Genomic DNA, 19,795 nt, shown 5'->3' with positions numbered 1-19,795 from the left:
CATTCGATATGAAATGCCGGTCCTTTTTAGCTGTTTCTATTGTTGACTGTTTAGTTCTTCAAACTTCGCCGCCATAGTGGGGTTATTCTTTGTCAACTTCTTGATATCAACCTTATCAATCTTGTTTTCTGCCGTTCCCAAGTTCTTCATCGCCTTACGCAATTCATCACGGGCTGTTTCCAACTTCTTGATACTGTCTTCAAGATTCTTATCCAACTTTTCTAAGTTTCCGTTGAAACGAGTCGCTGTGATACCGAAATTATCTTTAAATGCTTGTAGTTCTGATTCAAAGTTAGAAATATCGATATTCTGTTCCTTAACTGTTTCAAGTTCACGCTTGTATTCGATACTGTTCAATGCCGCGTTACGCAAGATTCCAATCAATTGAATAAAGAATTGCGGACGGACAACGTACATCTTTTCGTATTCGTACACTTGCACAATTCCAGTGTTATAGAAGTCACTATCTGCTTCCAACATCGAAACAAGAACTGCATATTCGGTTCCCTTTTCGCGACGATCCTTGTCCAATTCCTTGAAAAACGCAGAATTAGGCTTCTTCGCAACAGTCTCATCAGCTTCATTCTTCATATCAAACATGATACTGATGTATTCCATGCCATCAGCATAGTCACGGAAGATAAAGTCTCCCTTAGATCCTGATGCCTTTGATACTTCGTTATCCTTTTCGAAGTAAGCATTTGGATAAGCGCTCATACGAATCTTGTTGAATTCGTTCAAAGCATATTGTTCTAGACTTTCTCCAATATCCTTCGTTGATTGACGTGCTTTAAAGTCACGGTAGAATTCGACTTGTTCATTTGCTTTTTCTAATTGAACAGCGAACTTACTCTCAACTTCTTTCTTAGCCAATTCTTTTTCTTGATCCTTGAATTGTAACTTTCCTTCTAGTTCCGTTACCTTTTTCGCTGAATCCGCAAGGGCTTGTTGCTTTTCTGAATCCTTTTCCAACGCTTGCGTCTTCAATTCAGCCTTTAGTTCGGCAATTTGTTGCGCTTGTTCATTCAATGCCTTTTGTTGTGCAGCTTCTTGTTCCATCAACTTAGTCTTCACCGCTGTGTCAGTTGCTTCTTCGGCACTTAATAACTTAGCCTTCAAGACTTCGACTTCTTGTTCACGCTTACTCAATTCAGACGCATGCCCAGCTTCCGCCTTAGTCAATTCGGCAGCTAAACGTTCCTTAGTTAGGACATCTTGTTGCTTTTGCCATTCTGCTTGGTCTTTCTTACTTTGTGCTTCGACCATCTCTTGAATGTTCTTTGAAATAACGGACGTATCAATATTTTGTTCTTCAGTTAAATCAATCACATCCCCTTCTTTAGCATCTTGATCTAACACTAATTCATGTTGTGATTGAATATGGAATTTCACTTTCGCCATTATACGTCCTCCTCATATTTCGCTGCATTTAATCGGTTAATGCTTTCATTATAACAAGAGACACAAAAAAAGACCCGTCAGTTCCTGACGAGTCTTTCGAAATAGATTCACTTATTTATCTAGGGACAAAACGTAAACTGAACCTAAGTTACGGTAGTGGTTCTTGTAGTCCATTCCGTAACCAACCAAGAATTCATTCGGTACCTTAGCACCGGTGAAGTCTGGTGTGACACCACCGTCACTCAATCCATCACGCTTGTCGACCGCAACTGCGACGTAGACCTTCTTAGCACCACGGCGTTCGAAATCAGCCTTTAGATACTTCAATGTTAATCCAGTATCCACAACTTCATCCAAAATCACGACGGTCTTACCCGCTAAGTCTGTCTTAATATCACGTTGAATAGTGATATGTCCTGTAGATGAGTCACCCACATAGCTTGAAACATCGATATAATCCATATCAACATCACGATCCATGGCACGTAACACGTCAGCCATAAAGACATATGCACCTTTCATAACTCCTACAACGACTGGACGTTCAATGTCAGCCAATTCGGCATTAATTTCCATTGCAACACGATCAACCATTGTTGCAATTTCTTCAGGTGTTAATACGACACGTTCTAAGTTCATCTTTTCCATTGGTTTACCCTTCGTTCCAGATATCAAACAAGACGATTGTTTGTTCGTTTGAAGGACCAACTGCGAATGTGTACAAAGGCACACCAATCAATTCTTCAACACGCTTCAAGTACTTTTGTGCATTTTCAGGCAAAGCATCACGTGACTTGATGTCAGTAATATCTTCATCCCATCCTGGCAATTCTTCGTAAACAGGCTTTGCACGACGAACTTCAGCCAAACTTGCTGGGTAGTGGTCAATGCGTTGTCCGTCTAGTTCGTAACCAACCGCAATCTTCAATGTTGGTAGTCCTGACAAAACGTCCAATGAGTTCAATGATAGGTGTGTAAATCCACCAATACGTGAAGCATGACGCAAAACAACTGTGTCCAACCAACCAATACGACGAGGACGCTTTGTCACAACACCGTATTCATGTCCGATTTCACGGATGCGATCACCAGTTTCATCAAACAATTCTGTTGGGAAAGGCCCATCACCAACACGTGATGTGTAGGCCTTAGCAACCCCAACAACTGAGTCAATCTTAGTAGGTCCGATTCCGGCACCGATAGTTGCTCCTCCACCAACTGGTGATGATGAAGTAACGTATGGGTATGTTCCGTGATCGATGTCTAGCATGGCTCCTTGCGCCCCTTCAAGCAACACTTGCTTGTCAGCATCCAAGTAGTCGTTCACGATAACTGTTGTATCTGTGATGTATGGCTTCAAAATACGTCCGTATTCTGAGTATTCAGCAACCAATTCTTCAACGTCCAATGGTGCTTCATTGTAAATCTTTTCTAGGATTTCGTTCTTTTCTGCCAAAACAGTTGTCAAACGTTCGCGTAGGACTTCTTCATCCAACAAGTCAACGACACGAATTCCTGTACGAGCAGCCTTGTCCATGTAAGCAGGTCCGATTCCACGTCCTGTTGTTCCGATCTTGCTGTCACCCTTCTTGGCGTCTGAAAGACGGTCAATCAACATGTGGTATGGGAAGATAACGTGCGCACGATCTGACACACGCAAGTTGTCAGTTGTGATGCCTTCAACTTGGATGCTTGCCAATTCTTCTAGCAGAGCCTTTGGGTTAACGACTGAACCGTTCCCAATAACAGCCAAGCGTTCTGGGTTGAAGATTCCTGATGGAACCGCTGAAAGTTCAAACTTCTTACCGTCCACGTAAATAGTGTGTCCAGCATTGTTTCCACCTTGGTAACGAACAACCATGTCCGCATCCTTTGCGATGAAGTTTGTGATCTTTCCCTTACCTTCATCACCCCATTGACTACCAACAACTACAATACCTGCCATGATTTTCTCCTCTGTTTTTTCATCAAAATTGATTATAATCAGCAAAACACGAACAATAACTCTTTTATCGTTAATTTCATTCTACCAATAAAAAAAATATTAATCAACAGGTAAATCGTTTAAAGTTCGCTTAAATAGCGGAATTTTATTTTCGCTCGTTTTTAATGTTCGTGTTTTAAGGTTGACTTATATTTTGTCATTCCCTAAAATGTGGGTGTTACCGCAATATAGACGAGTTTTACACGGAGGAAACCATGCAGTCTTTACGCCAATTTTTCAAATTTGACGAACTAAACACGAACTTTACACGCGAATCTATCGCTGGATTAACGACTTTCGTATCCATGCTATACATTCTTTTCGTCAACCCTAGTGTCCTAGGAGCCGCTGGGATGGATCAAGGAGCCGTCTTTACCGCCACAGGTCTGACCGCCGCCTTAGCTACAATCTTCATGGGAGTTGTTGCCAAGTATCCAATCGCTATCGCACCCGGATTAGGTGTGAACGCATTTTTCGCTTATTCAGTTGTTCTAGGAATGGGAATCCCTTGGCAAACAGCCTTAGCTGGTGTCTTGGTTGCCGCAATGATTTTCCTAGTCCTAACATTGTTCAAGATTCGTGAAACAATCATTAACGCGATTCCAGAAAACTTGAAGGCTGCCATCGCAGCTGGAATCGGATTGTTCATCACATTCATTGGATTAGTTAATTCAGGTATCGTTGTGAACAACGACGCCACACTTGTTGGTATCGGAAACCTAACTGAACCAACAACGCTACTTGCTATCTTCGGTGTTGTCCTAACATTCGTATTGATGGCACGTAACGTTCCAGCTTCTATCTTTATCGGAATGGTAGCTACTGCCATTCTAGGTATGCTAACTGGTTTGATTAGTGTCCCTGATACAATCGTTGCTGGTGTGCCATCACTTGAACCAACATTTGGTGTGGCTATCCAACATCTAGGTGATATCAACTCACTACAACTTGCTACTGTCGTTATTACTTTCTTGATTGTTACATTCTTCGATACTGCTGGAACAATGATCGGACTTGCCACACAAGCAGGTTTCATGAAGGATGGTAAGATGCCACGTGCCGGTAAGGCTTTGTTCTCAGATGCATTGGGAATGACTGCCGGAGCTGTGCTTGGTACATCACCCACTTCAACATACGTTGAATCATCTGCTGGTATTGCCGTTGGTGGACGTTCAGGATTCACATCAGTTGTAACTGGAATTCTATTCCTATTCGCTTTGTTCTTCTCACCACTACTAGCCGTGATCACATCACAAGTGACATCTGCTGCATTGATTGTCGTGGGTGTCCTAATGGCTCGTAACCTACGTGATATTGAATGGGATGACTTTGCAGTTGCTGCTCCTGCCTTCTTTATCATCGTTGGTATGCCACTAACATACTCAATCTCAGACGGAATTGCGCTTGGATTCATGCTTTACCCAATCATGATGATCGTAACGAAGCGCGCTAAGCAAGTGCATCCATTGATGTACATCTTGGCTATCATCTTCTTTGCCTTCCTATTCTTGATTAACCACTAATATCTACACAGACATTCAGTAAAACACAATAAACTCAAGATAAAAGCCGCCTACTCGATGAGTAAGCGGCTTTTTATATTTACACTATTTCACTTCCCTTGAATTCTGTTTCGACAATACGCACATGTATATAGCATGTTCATACCAGGGACACCGTCTATGTATGACAATGTCCGGAACTGATTATGAATTTATTTCATTCAATCCAACTATAAGCTCTACATCTAAGTCATTTACTCTAGAGAACCTTCTTTACACACATCTATTTCTCCAAACAAAAACACCGACCGCAAGTTTAAGACTTACTGTCAGTGTTTATTTGTGATTCTATTTCGATATTAATTAATAGCACGTGTTGATTCTTTTTCAGCGAACTCTGCTTTCAAAGTAGCTTGTTCTTGACGGTATGTGTTAACCGTTTGCTTCAAAATACCAGGCACTAATGGTTCCAAGGCGTCCGCTAGTACTTGCATTGCCTTAGGATAGTCAAATTCACTCTCGTAGTAGTGCTTGGCCATGGCTGTTGCTTGTTCTAGTGTTTCGTTTTCTTGGAAAGTTGACGCCTTACGAACTAGACGTTCAGTAACGGTTGCGGCTTCAATCAAATCGTTAGTTGCTTCATCCAATGTATCTAAGTCAGCAGCAACAACACTCAATTGACGTTGAATATCATCTAGGTCAATGCGGTTCAGTTGCAATTGCTTTTCAACACGGCCCAATTCGTCAGTTACAACGTAGAATTGGTCCATGTAGTTCTTAGGAACACCTGCCAAAGCTTGGCGTTCAACGGAACGTTGGATTTGGCGCATCTTTTCTTGCAGACGGACAAAACGGTCACGTTCTTGCTTCAAGATCGTTGGCAATTCTTTGAATTCAGCCAACATGGTTACTTGTGCTTCTTCAATCTTTTCTAGATCCGCACGCATTGCTGCTTGTGGTTCTAGCAAGTTAGAAAAGACCACATCTTGCGCTTTGATTGCCTTACGCATCGCACGTAATGCTGTATCAACGTTCAACAATTCAGCCTTCCAGCCACGAACTTGTGACGCTTCACTCTTCGTAAAGATGAAATCTTGTGCTAGACGGTCAATTTCAATTTCTAGTTCATGGTTCAACTTGTGATCATGACGTGCGTAGTCGCCTAATTGTTGGTTATCAGCCACAACTTGTTGTGAGGCATCAAATTCTGCTTCAAAAATGGCGTACATATCATTAATCAACTTTGCTGTACGTTCAATTGTTTCACTCGTTGCACGTTGTTGCAAGTTACGTAGTGCTTCAACTCCAACACGACGTTCCTTTTCAATGGCACCCAAATCGGCATCAATGTCTTGGTTGAACTTGAATCCAGTTCCCAACATGTGTTGGTACCCTTCATGCAATTCAGTTAATTGATCAGGCATAACTTCTTCCAGCGTGTGAACCAAAGCTGGTAGTTGTTGCATACGTTGTTCTAATTGCGTTGTTTCCATACCCAATGTTTCGTATACTTGCGCCGCGGCCGCATGGTCACCTTCTTCGGTCAAGCGTGCAAATTCATTGAAGTCTTCTTCCAAAGAATCCAAGACATTTTCAAGCTCAGCAAATGCTGGTCCATACTGTTCACATTCCGCAAGTAGTTGTGAACGAACAGCTTGATACTTCCCTTCAAGTTCCTTAACGGCTTGCTTGTGGGCGATATCTAGTTGTTCCAAGTCACTCAAACCTTGGTTAACAATATCGATTGTTGCTTCTGCATCACGCAAAGCATTTTGGAGACGTCGTAGACTTTGAGCTGACTTTACGAAATTTAACCCTTGTGATTCGTATACAACTGCATTCCCCAAGTCATCGATTTCTTCGAAGCCTTGTTCTTCTAATGCCACGTACTTACCCTCTAGGATTTGGAATTGCTTTAAAGATTGCCCTGTCAAACTCATTTGACGACCTTTTACCAAGCGATCACGCATGGGAATGGTCATTAACTTTTCTTTTCGTGCAATCAATGCGGCAACTTTACGCTTGGTCACAAGTTGTGTTAAGAAAATGATTAAATAAATTGCTGCTGATACAACAATTAGGCCGATTACGATATGTCCAATTTGTGTCATACTTAGTCACATTCTGATGGTCTCTAAACCACCTAACTCCCTCTGTCTAGACTTATTAACTCTAGACTATCATGCCCGCCGTTTTCATGCTTGGTTTTACCATTTCTTTTAGGTTTACTTGTATTTCTTAACTTTTTTTTAATGGATTGCTTTTTAAAAGCACAAAAAAAGCCCCAAGTACGAGACTTGAGACTTCTTTGTACAACAGATTGTAATAATTAAAATTATCCCAACTTGTTGTAGTATTCAACGATCAATGATTCGTTGTAATCGTTGTCTAGTTCTGAACGTTCTGGCAAACGTACCAATGAACCAGTCATTGTGTCGCGGTTAAATTCAACGAATGGCAAAGTTCCAGCTTGGGCATCCAATGATGCAACCAAGTGAACGTTGTTACGTGACTTTTCGCGAACTGAGATTTCTTGCCCAACAGCAACTTCGTATGAAGCGATGTCTACGCGCTTTCCATCTACCAAGATGTGACCGTGGTTAACCAATTGACGGGCTTGTTGGCGAGTTGATGCCAATCCCAAACGGTAAACCATGTTGTCCAAACGACGTTCCAACAAGATCATGAAGTTATCACCGTGAGTTCCTTGACGAACCTTACCGGCCTTGTTGAACAAGTTGTGGAATTGACGTTCTGTCAAACCGTAAGTGAAACGAACCTTTTGCTTTTCAGCTAGTTGCATTCCGTAGTCTGACATCTTGCTACGACGGTCGTTTCCGTGATCTCCAGGTGCGTATGGGCGACGAGCTAGTTCCTTACCTGTACCTGACAATGATACGCCAAGACGACGTGATAGACGGTACTTTGGTCCAGTATAACGTGACATGTAAATGTCCTCCAGAATTTATAATTTTTGTTGAATTCTAGGAGAATTACCTCACATTCGTGCAATTTATCCTAACGTTCACCGCTGCAGCGCGGGTACTAGATCTTCACTGCCATAATTGAAACAGGTCGATAAATTGTTGACGAGCTTGCGGGCAATCCGCTGCAGTTTTCAACACTTCCATTATCATAGCAAATTAACAACCTTGAAGCAACAAAGAATTATCGCTCTAGATAGAATTCAAAACGTGATCCAACATATTGTGTGCGTACATATTCAAATGGTTCATCGTTTTGACCAAATGTAGTTTGACGCAATACTAGAACTGGATCACTACGCTTAATATCCAATAAGTCTGCAATACGTTCTGTCGCAGCGGATGCTGTCACAGTTTGACGTGCATAGTTAACATGAATATCACGTTCTGTTTCCAATGTGTGATATAGCGAATTTGATAGTGCTTCACGTGACAATCCACGTACTAATCGTGCCGGAATTGCCGCAACTTCGAACGCAATTGGTTCTTCATTACCGTAACGGACACGTTCCATACGCAAAACATTATCACCTTCATTCATGTTCAAACGCTTTTGTTCGGATGCAGTTGCTTTCCCAATGTGATAACTAATTGTCTTAGTTGTCGCAACCTTACCAATTGCTGCCATCAAATCTGTAAATGATGTTAGCCCATTCAAAGTTTCTTGCACTTTTTGTTCTGCAACATAAGTTCCAGACCCAACTCGGCGTTCAAGAACCCCTTCATCAACCAACAACATCACAGCTTGACGAAGTGTCATACGAGACACATCAAATTGATCAGCTAATTCACGTTCTGATGGAATCTTATCCCCTGCTTGCCAGCGGCCGGCATCAATCGCTTCACGAATATCATCGTGAATTTGTACATAGACTGGTGCTTTCATTAAATCATTTCTCCTTTAGGAGCATCTGCCTTTGTAAAGCGACGTCCTAGACTGTATGTTGCATCAAGAGTTGCAAAGTCAGCGCTGAATACGTTAAAGTCCGCATCCTTACCAGTACGCAATGCACCCTTTTGTGTTAGACCAAATTCTTCAGCTTGGTTAATTGATGACATCTTAACCGCTTCTTCAACAGTTGCCCCAGTAAAGGCCATCATGTTACGGAAAGCATCATCGAATTCAAGTACTGATCCAGCAAGAGTTCCATCTTCAAGACGTGCTTGCTTATCCTTAACCCAAACCTTTTGTCCACCTAGTTCAGATTCACCATCCCCAAGTCCCTTGGCACGCATTGAGTCAGTGATCAAATCGATACGGTCAGCTGACTTCAACTTGTAGGCCAACTTAACCATGTCTGGCTTGATGTGGAAACCATCCACGATCATTTCAGCGCGGATACTGTCTTCTAGCATCGCGTGACCAGCAACTCCTGGTTCGCGGTGGCTCATTGGACGTTGCGCGTTGTATAGGTGAGTAATGTGGCTTGCCTTAACATCATTTTGTAGGAATTCGCGTGTTGCATTTGAATGTCCAACAGAACCGATGATGTTGTTGTCTAGCAAGTAGTTTTCAAAGCTAGCCAAATCTTCAGCTTGTTCTGGTGCGTACGTAATCAAACGCACACGGTCACCAGACATGTGGTGCCACTTTGCAACTAGTTCAGCGGATGGCGCAATGATGTATTGTTCTGGTTGTGCACCCTTGTAGTGTGGGTTAATGAATGGACCTTCCAAGTGAACCCCAACGATTGATGGTTCTTCTTGCGCAGCTTCATTAATCGCAACCATGGCGTTATCAATGTTTTCAACTGATTGCGTCATCGTTGTTGGGAATACAGATGTGATTCCTTCTGTGATTTGCCCATGTGCCATGTTGACGATATCTGATGCTTTCCCATCCATCGTATCGAAACCATAAGCACCGTGAGCATGGACGTCGATAAACCCTGGTACTACCACTTGACGGTCACCACGTGTGATGTCGTCACTTGAAGTTGGTACGAAAGTCTTCATACTTCCCATAGCTTCAATGGTTGATTCAAAACGAATGAATCCATCTTTGATCACTGGATTCTCTTCATCACCGGTATAGATATCTACATGTGTTAATACTTTACTCATTGTATCGCCCTCCGCATATGTTTGATTAGTAACTGTTACCTATCATTATAGATGGTATAGTCCAATTTTTCCAGTCAAATAAGCCAATCCAGTAAAAAAAGACTTACTTTTTACGTAAGTCTTTTAAATAACTATGCATTATTTTAATCCGCAGACAAAGCATCAATTGGGTTCAACTTAGCTGCCCGACGAGCTGGCAACAAGGCTGCTAAGAATGAAATAACCAAAGCTAGGATAAATGTTGAGATAACATTTCCAACCCCAATTTGGATCATATCGAATTTAGCAATGCTGTACAAAGCGCTATTCATCAACGTTCCTAGTCCAAATGCTAGTCCTGTTGCTAGGGCAGCTGACATCAACCCCATCATAATTGATTCACTTGTAAACAAACGACGGATATCACGCTTTGATTCACCTAATGCACGTAGAATACCAATTTCCTTCGTACGTTCCGCAACAGACATGTACATTGTCACGATAATCATCAAAGCAGACACAATCAATGAGATACCAGCAATCATCGCTAGGATGTTAGTTGCTAGGTCAACGAAGATGTTCACAGTGTCCAAGATAGTTCCAACTGTAATAACGGTATAGGCAGCCTTACCGTTAACCTTCATACCTTCAATCTCTTTTTTAATCTTATCAACATCATCACGATCATTGGCTTGCATCCCCACAAAGACTGGTTCAGACATCGCCCCGGCATCCTTCAAAATCTTTGACATGGTTGCCGCTTGCATGGCATTAACAGCCCCTTGTTGACTTTCAGTAATTCCTGAAATCTTCACATCGTGTTCAACGATGACTGGCTTACCATCCTTATCAGCACTGGTAAACGTTACCTTAACCGTCTTACCAATTACTGACTTCCAGTTCTTCTTGTCGACACGTTGTGCAACAGACGCCTTATCAACGACCATTTCATTTTCCTTCGCTGGCTTACCAGCAACGATCATGTCATTGTTATATTGTGCAGTCCAACTACGCACACTTGATAGGCTAACTGGCTTCTTAGACAATCCTGACATTTGCGCATTTTGGAATTCGTAACCAGCTTCGACACTGTCAACATTCTTAACTGTTTTTAGTTGACTAATTTGCTTATCTGAAATTCCCATTGTACTTGGGTCTAGGTTCATCCCATCCATACTGTTTTCATCCATTGCACGCATAACCGTAATTGATTGCGGGTTAACCAATGAATTTACCTGGTCATTAATGTATGACTTAACGCCGTTCCCCAATCCACCAAACAAAATCACCGCAAACAAACCAATAGCCGTTCCGATAATGATTAGTGAATTCTTACCGATATTACGCCATAGATGCTTCCATGAACTTCGTAAGCTGTCCATGAAACGAAGTGGCTTTGAAGCAAAGGCCTTCTTATCAGGTTCAACGTTCTGTTCTTCTGGACGAATCACATCGTCACTCGCAATCTTACCGTCTACCAAACGGACGATACGTGAGCCATTGTCCGCAACGTCTTGTGAGTGGGTAACCGTAATCACCAACTTACCTTGCTTAGCAATCTTATTCAAAATAACCAAGACTTCTTGCGTGTTTACCGCATCCAACGCACCAGTTGGTTCGTCCGCAATAATCACATCTGGGTCCTTAGCAAGTGCACGCGCAATAGCGACACGTTGCTTTTGTCCACCAGATAGTTGATTTGGAAACTTCTTAATTTGGTCAGATAGTCCAACATCCGCCAACAATTCTTTGGCACGGTTAATCTTTTCACCACGAGACAATGTTGTCATATCTAGTGACAATAGGACATTGTCCAAAACAGATAGATGATTGATCAAGTTATATGATTGGTAAATGTAACCAATCGTTGAACGACGGTATTCATCTAGTTGCTTTTCTTGTGTGTGATCTAGTGTTTGACCATCAATGGTGACTTGACCCTTAAATTGACGATCTAGTCCCCCAATGATGTTCATCAAAGTAGACTTTCCACCACCAGATTCCCCTAGAATTGAAACAAATTCACCCAATTCAAAATCTAAATCAATTCCTTTTAAAACTGGAAACTCTTCTTTTCCAATGTAGTAAGACTTAAAAATGTCTCGTAGTTCTAGAAATGCCATTGTATTCTCCCAATACTCACTTATTTTCACATAATAAATCTGTAAAAAAAGAGTATCCTTTTTTTGATAAATTAAGCATAAAGGTAGGATTTGATTGCTATACCAAGGTTTCCCACTTTACTAAGACGCCATCTTCCATATGTGTGTTAGGTAATTCTTCAAAGCCATAGACACGTAGCTTATCATCCCCATTCGCCATCACATAAGCATGTCCAGCTAGTTGCAACATCTCTAAATCATTCATCCCATCCCCAAAGGCATAGACAGCTTGTTCTGTTGTGCCATAATGCGACAACAACTTTTTAATCGCCGCTGCTTTATTAACCCCACTTGGCAAAAAGTCGACAGCACCATAACCAGATGTTGTAGCATGGATGCCAATGTTGGCATTATTCACGACATCAGAGACAGCTTCACTACTGTCACGATCAGCCCAAACACCAGTTACTGTAGATACCGGCTTATCAATATCTAGTAGATTATCAATGTCGACGATACCGTCATACAAAGGGGCCATAAAGGCCACATCTTTTTCTTCCATTTGTCCATAGACATCAGTCTTCAACAAATGAACTTTGTTTTCTGTATAAGCACGTACTGAGCCACTTGGCTTCACTGGCATGTCCGCAATAATCTTTTGTAGGGCATCTAAACTTTCTGGCTTAATTGAAGCCATATCAGCTTCTTGGCCAGCTAGCGTAATGACCGTTCCGTTACTTGAAATAATATCAATATCATTTAGGTAATCGGCAAACACTGAGGCTACCCACTTATATTCACGGCCCGTTGCCACAACAAAGCGATTACCTTGTGCACGCCATTCGGCTAATAGCTTTTCAAAACGTGGGCGATCAAAATCATGATCATCATGCAAAAAAGTTCCATCTAAATCCGTTGTTAAAAATAGCATCCCTTACTCCGATCTTTGATTCACAATTCTGTTCTTAATTCGATACACCTTAATTGTAACAAAAAAAGACACCTACAAGAATGTAGATGCCTTTTCATTATAGTCCATCAGGGAATTGAACCCTGGATGCCGGTGTGAAAAACCGGAGTCTTAACCACTTGACCAATGGACCATTTTGTTTTTTCAAACAATAGCTCATCAGGGAATTGAACCCTGGATGCCGGTGTGAAAAACCGGAGTCTTAACCACTTGACCAATGAGCCATAAACCTTGTTGCCTTAACAACAAAATTTATAATACCAAGTATTTATGGGGTGCGCAACCCCTTTTTGATATTATTTTTCAATTTATTTGCTTTTTCTTTAATTTTCGCTCGCTTCAGCGTTCTTAATCATTGTTGCATCAATAGTTTCGCGTACTAACCCATCTAATTGCGTCATCAATACATCATAACCGGCCGCTGTTGAACCACCTGGAGTCATGACTTCATTAGCCAAATCCTTAGGGGCCTTCTTCAAATCAATCATATTCTTTCCAGTACCCGCAACAGTTTGAATAGCTAGACTTTCGGCCTTTTCAGCATCAATCCCAGCTGCCAGTCCCGCCTTCATCATTGCTTCAGTAAAGCCAGCTACGAAGGCTGGACCTGATCCAGCTAGCGCACTCACCGCCCCAAATTGATCTTCTGGGTATTCATCTGCACGACCAAAGTCTAGGAACAACATCGCAAGCGCACCACGTGTATCTGCATCAACTGTTCCGTCGAACGCCAAGGCTGTGTATCCATAACGCAAAGCGACGTTGATGTTTGGCAAGGCGCGGACAATCATCAATTGTTCACCAAAGTGAGCATGCAGAGCGGCTAGGTCAACACCACCAACCACTGATGTCAAAATAACACTTGGCTTCAACATCGCCCATTGCTTAATTTCTGGTGCAATATCAGCCAAGGCTGTTGGCGGCACAGCGACCACAACCATGTCTGATTCAGCCCATAGTTCCATGATTGAACCACGTGCTTCACCACCAATCTTAGCTGCAACAGCTTCCGATTTTTCCATGGTTGTGCTGTAAACTAATTGCTTAATTTCTTTGTTAGGAGCCCAACCTTGCATCATCGCTTGCCCCATATTACCAGCGCCAATAAATCCAATTGTTAGCATTTTTGTTCTCCTTATCAGTTCTCCTTCAGTTTTAACGAAGGTGTTTAGTTATTCATTATATTGTTTAGAAAAAGACGCTCCTGATTTCTCAGGAACGTCTCTATTTTATCACGTTTAATGGAATCCACGTTGACTTGATAACGTAAATGACTTGTTATGATAACGCATCGACATCACCAACCCAATTCCAATCATATTTCCGACCAGCGCTGATCCACCTTGTGAGATGAATGGCAATGGGATACCGGTCAAAGGTACCAATCCAATGGTCATACCAATATTTTCGAAAATGTGGAAAATCAACATCATAACAACCCCTGATGCGATATAAGCGTAGAATTGGTTCGCTGTGTCGTACACTACTTGGAAGATTTGGTAAATCAACAAGAAGTATAAAATCAACAACAGCATACTACCAATAAACCCGAAATTTTCTCCAATAACAGAGAAAATCATATCGGATTCACGAACTGGCACTTTAACATTTGAAACACCAAACCCTGTTCCAGTTAGCCCACCTGAGCCAACCGCCTTAATAGATTGCCACAACTGGAATCCAGCGTTCGTTGTGTCCAATTGCGGATTTAGCCATGAGTCAACACGGTCAAATTGATATCCCTTAAATCCCACTTTTTCCAGTAGCAAACGTCCCCAAGTTTGGGTAACCAACACAATCGCTGTCGTCCCAAGAACTCCAACGACGGCCACAATCGGTCCTAGGATTCGCCATGTTAAACCAGATACAACTGTCATTCCGAACATAATCGCTAAGAAAACCAGTGTTGTTCCAAAGTCTTTTTGCAACAACATTAGGAAAATCATCGGCACACACCACATCAAAATACGCTTCAATAACAATTGATCGGAGCGTAAGGTATGTTCTGGGTATTCATTGTTGTGTTGGGCGATTACGCGCGCAAACATAATGATGAAGGCTGGTTTCATGACTTCGGCAGGCTGGAAAGTTACCGGCCCAAATGCATACCATTTACCACCTGTATTATCGTAATATGTTTTGTTATACAAGAACAAAACACCGACCATTAAAATAACACCTGCCATAAACAGATATGGTGCTACTCGCCACAATTGTTCTGAATCAAATTGCATGATAACAGCAACCACGAAAATCCCAACAACATAGTATGCGCCTTGCATGACAACCATTCGTGTCGCCTTGATTGTTCCACTAGTATCAAACGATCCGGCCACATACAGTGATGCCAACCCAATTAACGCTAACATCAAGACAACAAAGATGATGGCCCAATCAATTTCTCCATCAGTGTTAAAAAACTTTTTCAACATGTTGTCACTCCCTTACAGCCTAATGATGTAGATTAAAATCAGCAATCAACATTGCAACTGCTGAATCAAAATCACTAGCTGAGTTTGTGCGACCATCAGAAAAAGTAATCTTGTTTGTGTCATCTACAAAACCAAGGCTTACCTTGTTAATCTTCACTTCTGTACGTCCATCGGCTGTATCAATCATTTCAACAGCGACTGGCTTATTATTACGTGCCATGTTTTCTCCTTACTTTTCAGTCATGTGGTCAAGCAGCTTACCAGCTCCTCGAGCAACGTTATCTAGTGGTTGGTCAGCAATGACAACTGGTACGTTCAAACGTTCAGTTAGCAATTGGTCCATATCTGATAGCAAAGCTCCTCCACCAGTCAAGACGATTCCACGGTCGATAATGTCTGCAGCCAATTCTGGTTGCAAACGTGACAATACTTCGTGGGCTGCTTCAACGATACGAGCTAATGTATCGTGGATAGCAATTTCCACTTCGTTTTCGTTAATTTCAATTGTGCTTGGCATTCCAGTGAACATATCACGTCCACGAACTTCCATTGTCTTTGGTTCAGCCTTTTGCAAAGCAGTTCCGATTGTCATCTTAACTGTTTCAGCTGAGCGTTCACCAATTTGCAAGTTGTGTACACGCTTGATGTAGTTAGAAATATCAGCGTTCAACTTATCTCCGGCCATACGAATTGAGGCACTTTCAACAATGTCTCCCAATGACAAAACGGCGATATCTGAAGTTCCACCACCCATGTCGATAACCATTGAGGCAATTGGTGAGAAGATGTTCAATCCAGCTCCAACTGCGGCAACCTTTGGTTCGTATTCCAAGAAGACCTTTCCGCCACCTGACTTAGCAGCAGCTTCAATAATCGCCTTACGTTCAATTTCTGTAATGTTTGTTGGTGCACAGACCATGATGTTTGGACGTGATAGCAATCCACGGGCGTTCAACTTTGACATGAAGTATGACAACATTGCTTCTGTCATATCAAAGTCAGAGATAACACCATCTTGCAAAGGACGTACGGCACGAATATTTCCTGGAGTACGACCAACCATGCGGTATGCTTCTGATCCCACAGCAAGCACTTTATCAGTCTTTGTGTCTACGGCAACAACAGAAGGCTCGTTCAAAACGATTCCTTCTCCTTCAACGTAGATTAGAACGTTTGCCGTTCCTAAATCGATTCCGATTCCTTTAGCCATTTTTCCACCTCTTGTTTTTAAATGGGCTTCCCCACTATTAGTTTTATCAGTTAAGTATCTTTATAGTATACAACAAATTAAGATAAATTTGCTCTTGTATTCCTTAGCAGTGTAAAATTAAAGTAAATTAACTAAAAGGAACTTAAAGCCATGCAACTATCTGCGCAAAACATCGCCGAATTGCTTCATGCAGAGTTTATCAACCCTGCCGACGTTACAGTCACAACAACAACTTTTGATTCACGTACTGCAAATCCCGGCAGTCTTTTTATTCCATTGATTGCTGAAAATGATGGCCACCAATATTTGGCTAGCGCTGTTGCAAATGGAACAAGTGTTACGCTATGGCAACGCGACCACACACCATACCCAACCGACGTGCCTGCCATCTTGGTTGATGACACATTAGAAGCTTTCCAAGCTTTGTCTGCGGCCTATCTAAAGGAAGTTGCCCCAAAGATTGTTGCTGTTTCTGGCTCAAATGGAAAGACAACAACTAAGGACTTCATCGCTGCCATCGGTGCAACAACTTACAAGACAACTAAGACACCTAACAACTTCAATAATGAAATTGGTGTGCCAACAACTATTTTGGCCATGCCAGCTGATACTGAACTATTAGTTGTTGAATTCGGCATGGATCACCCGGGTGACCTAACTAAGTTATCAGAAATGGTTAACCCTGATATCGCCGTACTAACCATGATTGGTGAAGCACACATCGAATTCTTCAAGACACGCGACCGTATAGCGGACGGTAAGATGGAAATCGTCGCTGGTCTAGCCAACGATGGTACGTTCGTCTTCAATGGTGACGAACCTTTGTTACTTGAACGTGTTGCTAAACTACCAGATATGGCTAGTCGTTCATTTGGACTATCAGCTTCAAACGATCTGTCTGCAAATAACATTGAAATGACACCATCATCTGCAACCTTCACAGCCACTGATGGCCAAACATACTCAATTCCAATGAGTGGTGAGTACAATGTTGCCAATGCACTAGCTGCTATTTTAGTAGGTACCTTACTAGATATCCCAACTGACAAAATGGCACTTGGTTTAGCTACAGCTACAATGACAGTTAACCGTACACAATGGTTGACTGGTACCTTTGGTGGTCAAATTCTATCTGACGTTTATAACGCCAACCCAACTGCGACTCACGAAGTCCTTAACCTATTTAGTAGTGTCCCTACTAACGGGTGTCGTTTTGTCGTGCTAGGTGACATGTTAGAACTTGGTGAAGCTGGTCCAGAACTACACGCCGGCTTGGCAACGTCACTAAATAGTGCGGCCATTTCCGATGTATACCTTGTTGGTGAATTAATGGTCAATCTTGAAACAGCCATTGCGGAAGAATTCGCCGGTCACGTACACCGTTATGCAAAAACAGATAAAGAAACACTGGTTACTGACTTAAAGAAAGCACTAACCCCAGACGATATGATCCTATTAAAGGGATCACATGGTATCCACCTAGAAGAAATCGTCACAGCATTAACTTAATTAGTTTACCCCCTATAAAAAATCGTACACGCGACTAGACCATTAGTTCGCATGTACGATTTTTTACTACCCGTATATTTTATTTTCTAAACATATGAAAAATTTTTCAAGGAAGAAATTTCACCATTGGTGGAATCAAGAAAAAGTATTGACCTACGCCAAACATAAGAGTAACTTAAGTCTGAAAGAATTAAGTTACATAATTAAAGTTACACAAAAGGAGGGATTCTCAATGTTAGAGAACAACCCGGCTGACGAAGCCACAACAACAAAGAGCAACCGCTTTTTCACTCCCGCTACAGAAGATGATGCTAGCTTGGGTGAAGTAAACGGATCAGTCTCAATCCCGAAAAACGCTGGTTTCTGGCGTACACTGTTTGCCTTTTCAGGTCCCGGTGCCCTTGTCGCTGTCGGATACATGGATCCAGGTAACTGGGTTACTTCTATCGTCGGTGGTGCTAAATACGGATACTTACTAGGATCAATCATCCTAATGTCAAGTTTGATTGCCATGTTGCTACAATACATGTCAGCTAAGCTTGGAATTGTTGCCCAAAAAGACTTGGCGCAAGCAACTCGTGCCATCACGAACAAGCCTGTTGGTATCATGCTTTGGATTATCACTGAATTAGCCATCATGGCCACTGATATTGCCGAAGTTATCGGGGCTGCGATTGCCTTGAACCTTTTGTTCAATATCCCACTAGTTTGGGGTGTTGCACTTACAATCTTGGATGTCTTCCTACTATTGTTCCTAACAAAGCTAGGATTCCGAAAGATTGAAGCCATTGTTATCACACTTATCATCGTTATCCTTGGAGTCTTCACTTACGAAGTCTGGTTGGCTAACCCTGATTTGGAACAAATGGTAACTAACTTGGTACCTCATCAAGAAGTCTTCATGGACAAGGGTGCTATGACATTGGCGCTTGGTATCATTGGTGCCACTGTTATGCCTCACAACTTGTACCTACACTCATCATTGTCACAAACACGTAAGATCGACCGTTCAGATGACACTGAAGTTAAGAAGGCTTTGAAGTTCTCAGCCATCGACTCAAACATCCAACTAACAATCGCCTTCATCATCAACATGTTGCTATTGTTGGTCGGGGCTGCAATGTTCTTCGGACGTGGTGATGGATTGGAAACATTCCGTGCCCTTTACGACGCTTTGCAAGATCCTACACTAGCTGGTGCCATCGCGTCACCATTGCTATCAACATTGTTCGCCGTTGCTTTGCTAGCATCTGGACAAAACTCAACAATCACTGGTACTTTGACTGGTCAAATTGTTATGGAAGGGTTCATCCACTTGAAGATGCCAGTTTGGGCACGTCGTTTGCTAACTCGTTTGGTTGCGATCGTTCCTGTTATGATCTGTACTATTATGTACGGTGGTAGCGAACACGCATTGGACACATTGATGGTTAACTCACAAGTCTTCCTATCAATTGCCCTACCATTCTCAATGATTCCACTTGTATACTTCACTTCAAGCAAGAAGTACATGGGAGAATACGCTAACGGACCTATCATTAAGACAATCGCTTGGATCTCAGTTATCATTTTGATCGGACTTGACCTATACGGTTTGCCTGAATTGATCGCTGCTTGGTTCTAATCGATACATTAAAGACGCTTCGGCGTCTTTTTTT

The 19,795-nt window shown here is 42.1% G+C and carries 16 protein-coding genes and 2 tRNA genes; 3 read left to right on the top strand and 15 right to left on the bottom strand.

The features are described 5' to 3' along the window. Nucleotides 1–36: 36 nt before the first annotated feature. From KHQ31_RS00680 to KHQ31_RS00670, 3 genes are all read right to left on the bottom strand, one after another. Nucleotides 37–1,401 carry a DUF2130 domain-containing protein gene (locus KHQ31_RS00680; RefSeq protein WP_213409120.1) on the bottom strand — a complete coding sequence of 455 codons (1,365 nt, stop codon included), beginning with the start codon at nt 1,399–1,401 and terminating at the stop codon, nt 37–39. Between the two features lie 111 nt (nt 1,402–1,512). Further along, a complete protein-coding gene (locus KHQ31_RS00675; RefSeq protein ID WP_213409119.1) occupies nt 1,513–2,049 on the bottom strand; it encodes a phosphoribosyltransferase in 537 nt (178 codons plus the stop codon). A 4-nt stretch (nt 2,050–2,053) separates the two neighbouring features. Continuing rightward, entirely contained in the window at nt 2,054–3,346 is a 1,293-nt protein-coding gene (locus tag KHQ31_RS00670; protein WP_213409118.1) for an adenylosuccinate synthase, read from the bottom strand. A 254-nt stretch (nt 3,347–3,600) separates the two neighbouring features. Between KHQ31_RS00670 and KHQ31_RS00665 the strand changes: the two genes are divergently transcribed. Next, complete coding sequence (locus KHQ31_RS00665; protein ID WP_213409117.1) at nt 3,601–4,908, top strand: NCS2 family permease; 1,308 nt, start codon at nt 3,601–3,603, stop codon at nt 4,906–4,908. Nucleotides 4,909–5,246: 338 nt separating this feature from the next. On the opposite strand, the gene KHQ31_RS00660 is transcribed toward KHQ31_RS00665, so the two are convergent. The 12 genes from KHQ31_RS00660 to mreB all read right to left on the bottom strand — a co-directional run bounded on the left by KHQ31_RS00660 (nt 5,247) and on the right by mreB (nt 16,628). Continuing rightward, complete coding sequence (locus tag KHQ31_RS00660; protein WP_213409116.1) at nt 5,247–6,998, bottom strand: septation ring formation regulator EzrA; 1,752 nt, start codon at nt 6,996–6,998, stop codon at nt 5,247–5,249. Nucleotides 6,999–7,222: 224 nt separating this feature from the next. Next, nucleotides 7,223–7,834: a 30S ribosomal protein S4 gene (gene rpsD, locus KHQ31_RS00655; protein WP_213409115.1), complete on the bottom strand. Its 612-nt coding sequence runs from the start codon at nt 7,832–7,834 to the stop codon at nt 7,223–7,225. Nucleotides 7,835–8,055: 221 nt separating this feature from the next. Further along, nucleotides 8,056–8,757, bottom strand: a complete 702-nt coding sequence (locus KHQ31_RS00650; protein WP_213409114.1) for a GntR family transcriptional regulator — start codon at nt 8,755–8,757, stop codon at nt 8,056–8,058. Next, entirely contained in the window at nt 8,757–9,935 is a 1,179-nt protein-coding gene (nagA, locus tag KHQ31_RS00645; RefSeq protein ID WP_213409113.1) for an N-acetylglucosamine-6-phosphate deacetylase, read from the bottom strand. Before nagA ends, KHQ31_RS00650 begins: the two co-directional genes overlap by 1 nt. Before the next feature lie 143 nt (nt 9,936–10,078). Beyond that, nucleotides 10,079–12,037: an ABC transporter ATP-binding protein/permease gene (locus KHQ31_RS00640; protein WP_213409112.1), complete on the bottom strand. Its 1,959-nt coding sequence runs from the start codon at nt 12,035–12,037 to the stop codon at nt 10,079–10,081. 97 nt (nt 12,038–12,134) lie between these two features. Further along, nucleotides 12,135–12,947 carry an HAD-IIB family hydrolase gene (locus KHQ31_RS00635; RefSeq protein ID WP_213409111.1) on the bottom strand — a complete coding sequence of 271 codons (813 nt, stop codon included), beginning with the start codon at nt 12,945–12,947 and terminating at the stop codon, nt 12,135–12,137. A 100-nt stretch (nt 12,948–13,047) separates the two neighbouring features. Beyond that, nucleotides 13,048–13,119: transfer RNA gene (locus KHQ31_RS00630), tRNA-Glu, on the bottom strand. A gap of 19 nt (nt 13,120–13,138) precedes the next feature. After that, a tRNA-Glu gene (locus KHQ31_RS00625) sits at nt 13,139–13,210 on the bottom strand. Between the two features lie 99 nt (nt 13,211–13,309). Next, entirely contained in the window at nt 13,310–14,125 is an 816-nt protein-coding gene (locus KHQ31_RS00620) for a pyrroline-5-carboxylate reductase family protein (protein WP_264336108.1), read from the bottom strand. Between the two features lie 99 nt (nt 14,126–14,224). Continuing rightward, nucleotides 14,225–15,418, bottom strand: a complete 1,194-nt coding sequence (locus KHQ31_RS00615; protein WP_213409109.1) for an FtsW/RodA/SpoVE family cell cycle protein — start codon at nt 15,416–15,418, stop codon at nt 14,225–14,227. Between the two features lie 19 nt (nt 15,419–15,437). Next, entirely contained in the window at nt 15,438–15,638 is a 201-nt protein-coding gene (locus KHQ31_RS00610) for a DUF2969 family protein (RefSeq protein WP_213409108.1), read from the bottom strand. Between the two features lie 9 nt (nt 15,639–15,647). Next, a complete protein-coding gene (gene mreB, locus KHQ31_RS00605; protein WP_213409107.1) occupies nt 15,648–16,628 on the bottom strand; it encodes a rod shape-determining protein in 981 nt (326 codons plus the stop codon). A gap of 150 nt (nt 16,629–16,778) precedes the next feature. Between mreB and KHQ31_RS00600 the strand changes: the two genes are divergently transcribed. Both KHQ31_RS00600 and KHQ31_RS00595 read left to right on the top strand, forming a co-directional pair. Further along, a complete protein-coding gene (locus KHQ31_RS00600) occupies nt 16,779–18,137 on the top strand; it encodes a UDP-N-acetylmuramoyl-tripeptide--D-alanyl-D-alanine ligase (protein WP_213409106.1) in 1,359 nt (452 codons plus the stop codon). A 232-nt stretch (nt 18,138–18,369) separates the two neighbouring features. Next, nucleotides 18,370–19,761 (top strand): Nramp family divalent metal transporter, encoded by a 1,392-nt coding sequence (locus KHQ31_RS00595; protein ID WP_213409105.1) that lies wholly within the window; start codon nt 18,370–18,372, stop codon nt 19,759–19,761. Nucleotides 19,762–19,795 lie beyond the last annotated feature (34 nt).

It is taken from the genome of Weissella ceti (assembly GCF_018394055.1).
Taxonomy (GTDB): domain Bacteria; phylum Bacillota; class Bacilli; order Lactobacillales; family Lactobacillaceae; genus Weissella; species Weissella ceti.
The sequence above is the reverse complement of the archived record's forward strand: the minus strand, read 5'-3'. Positions and strand labels throughout refer to the sequence as shown.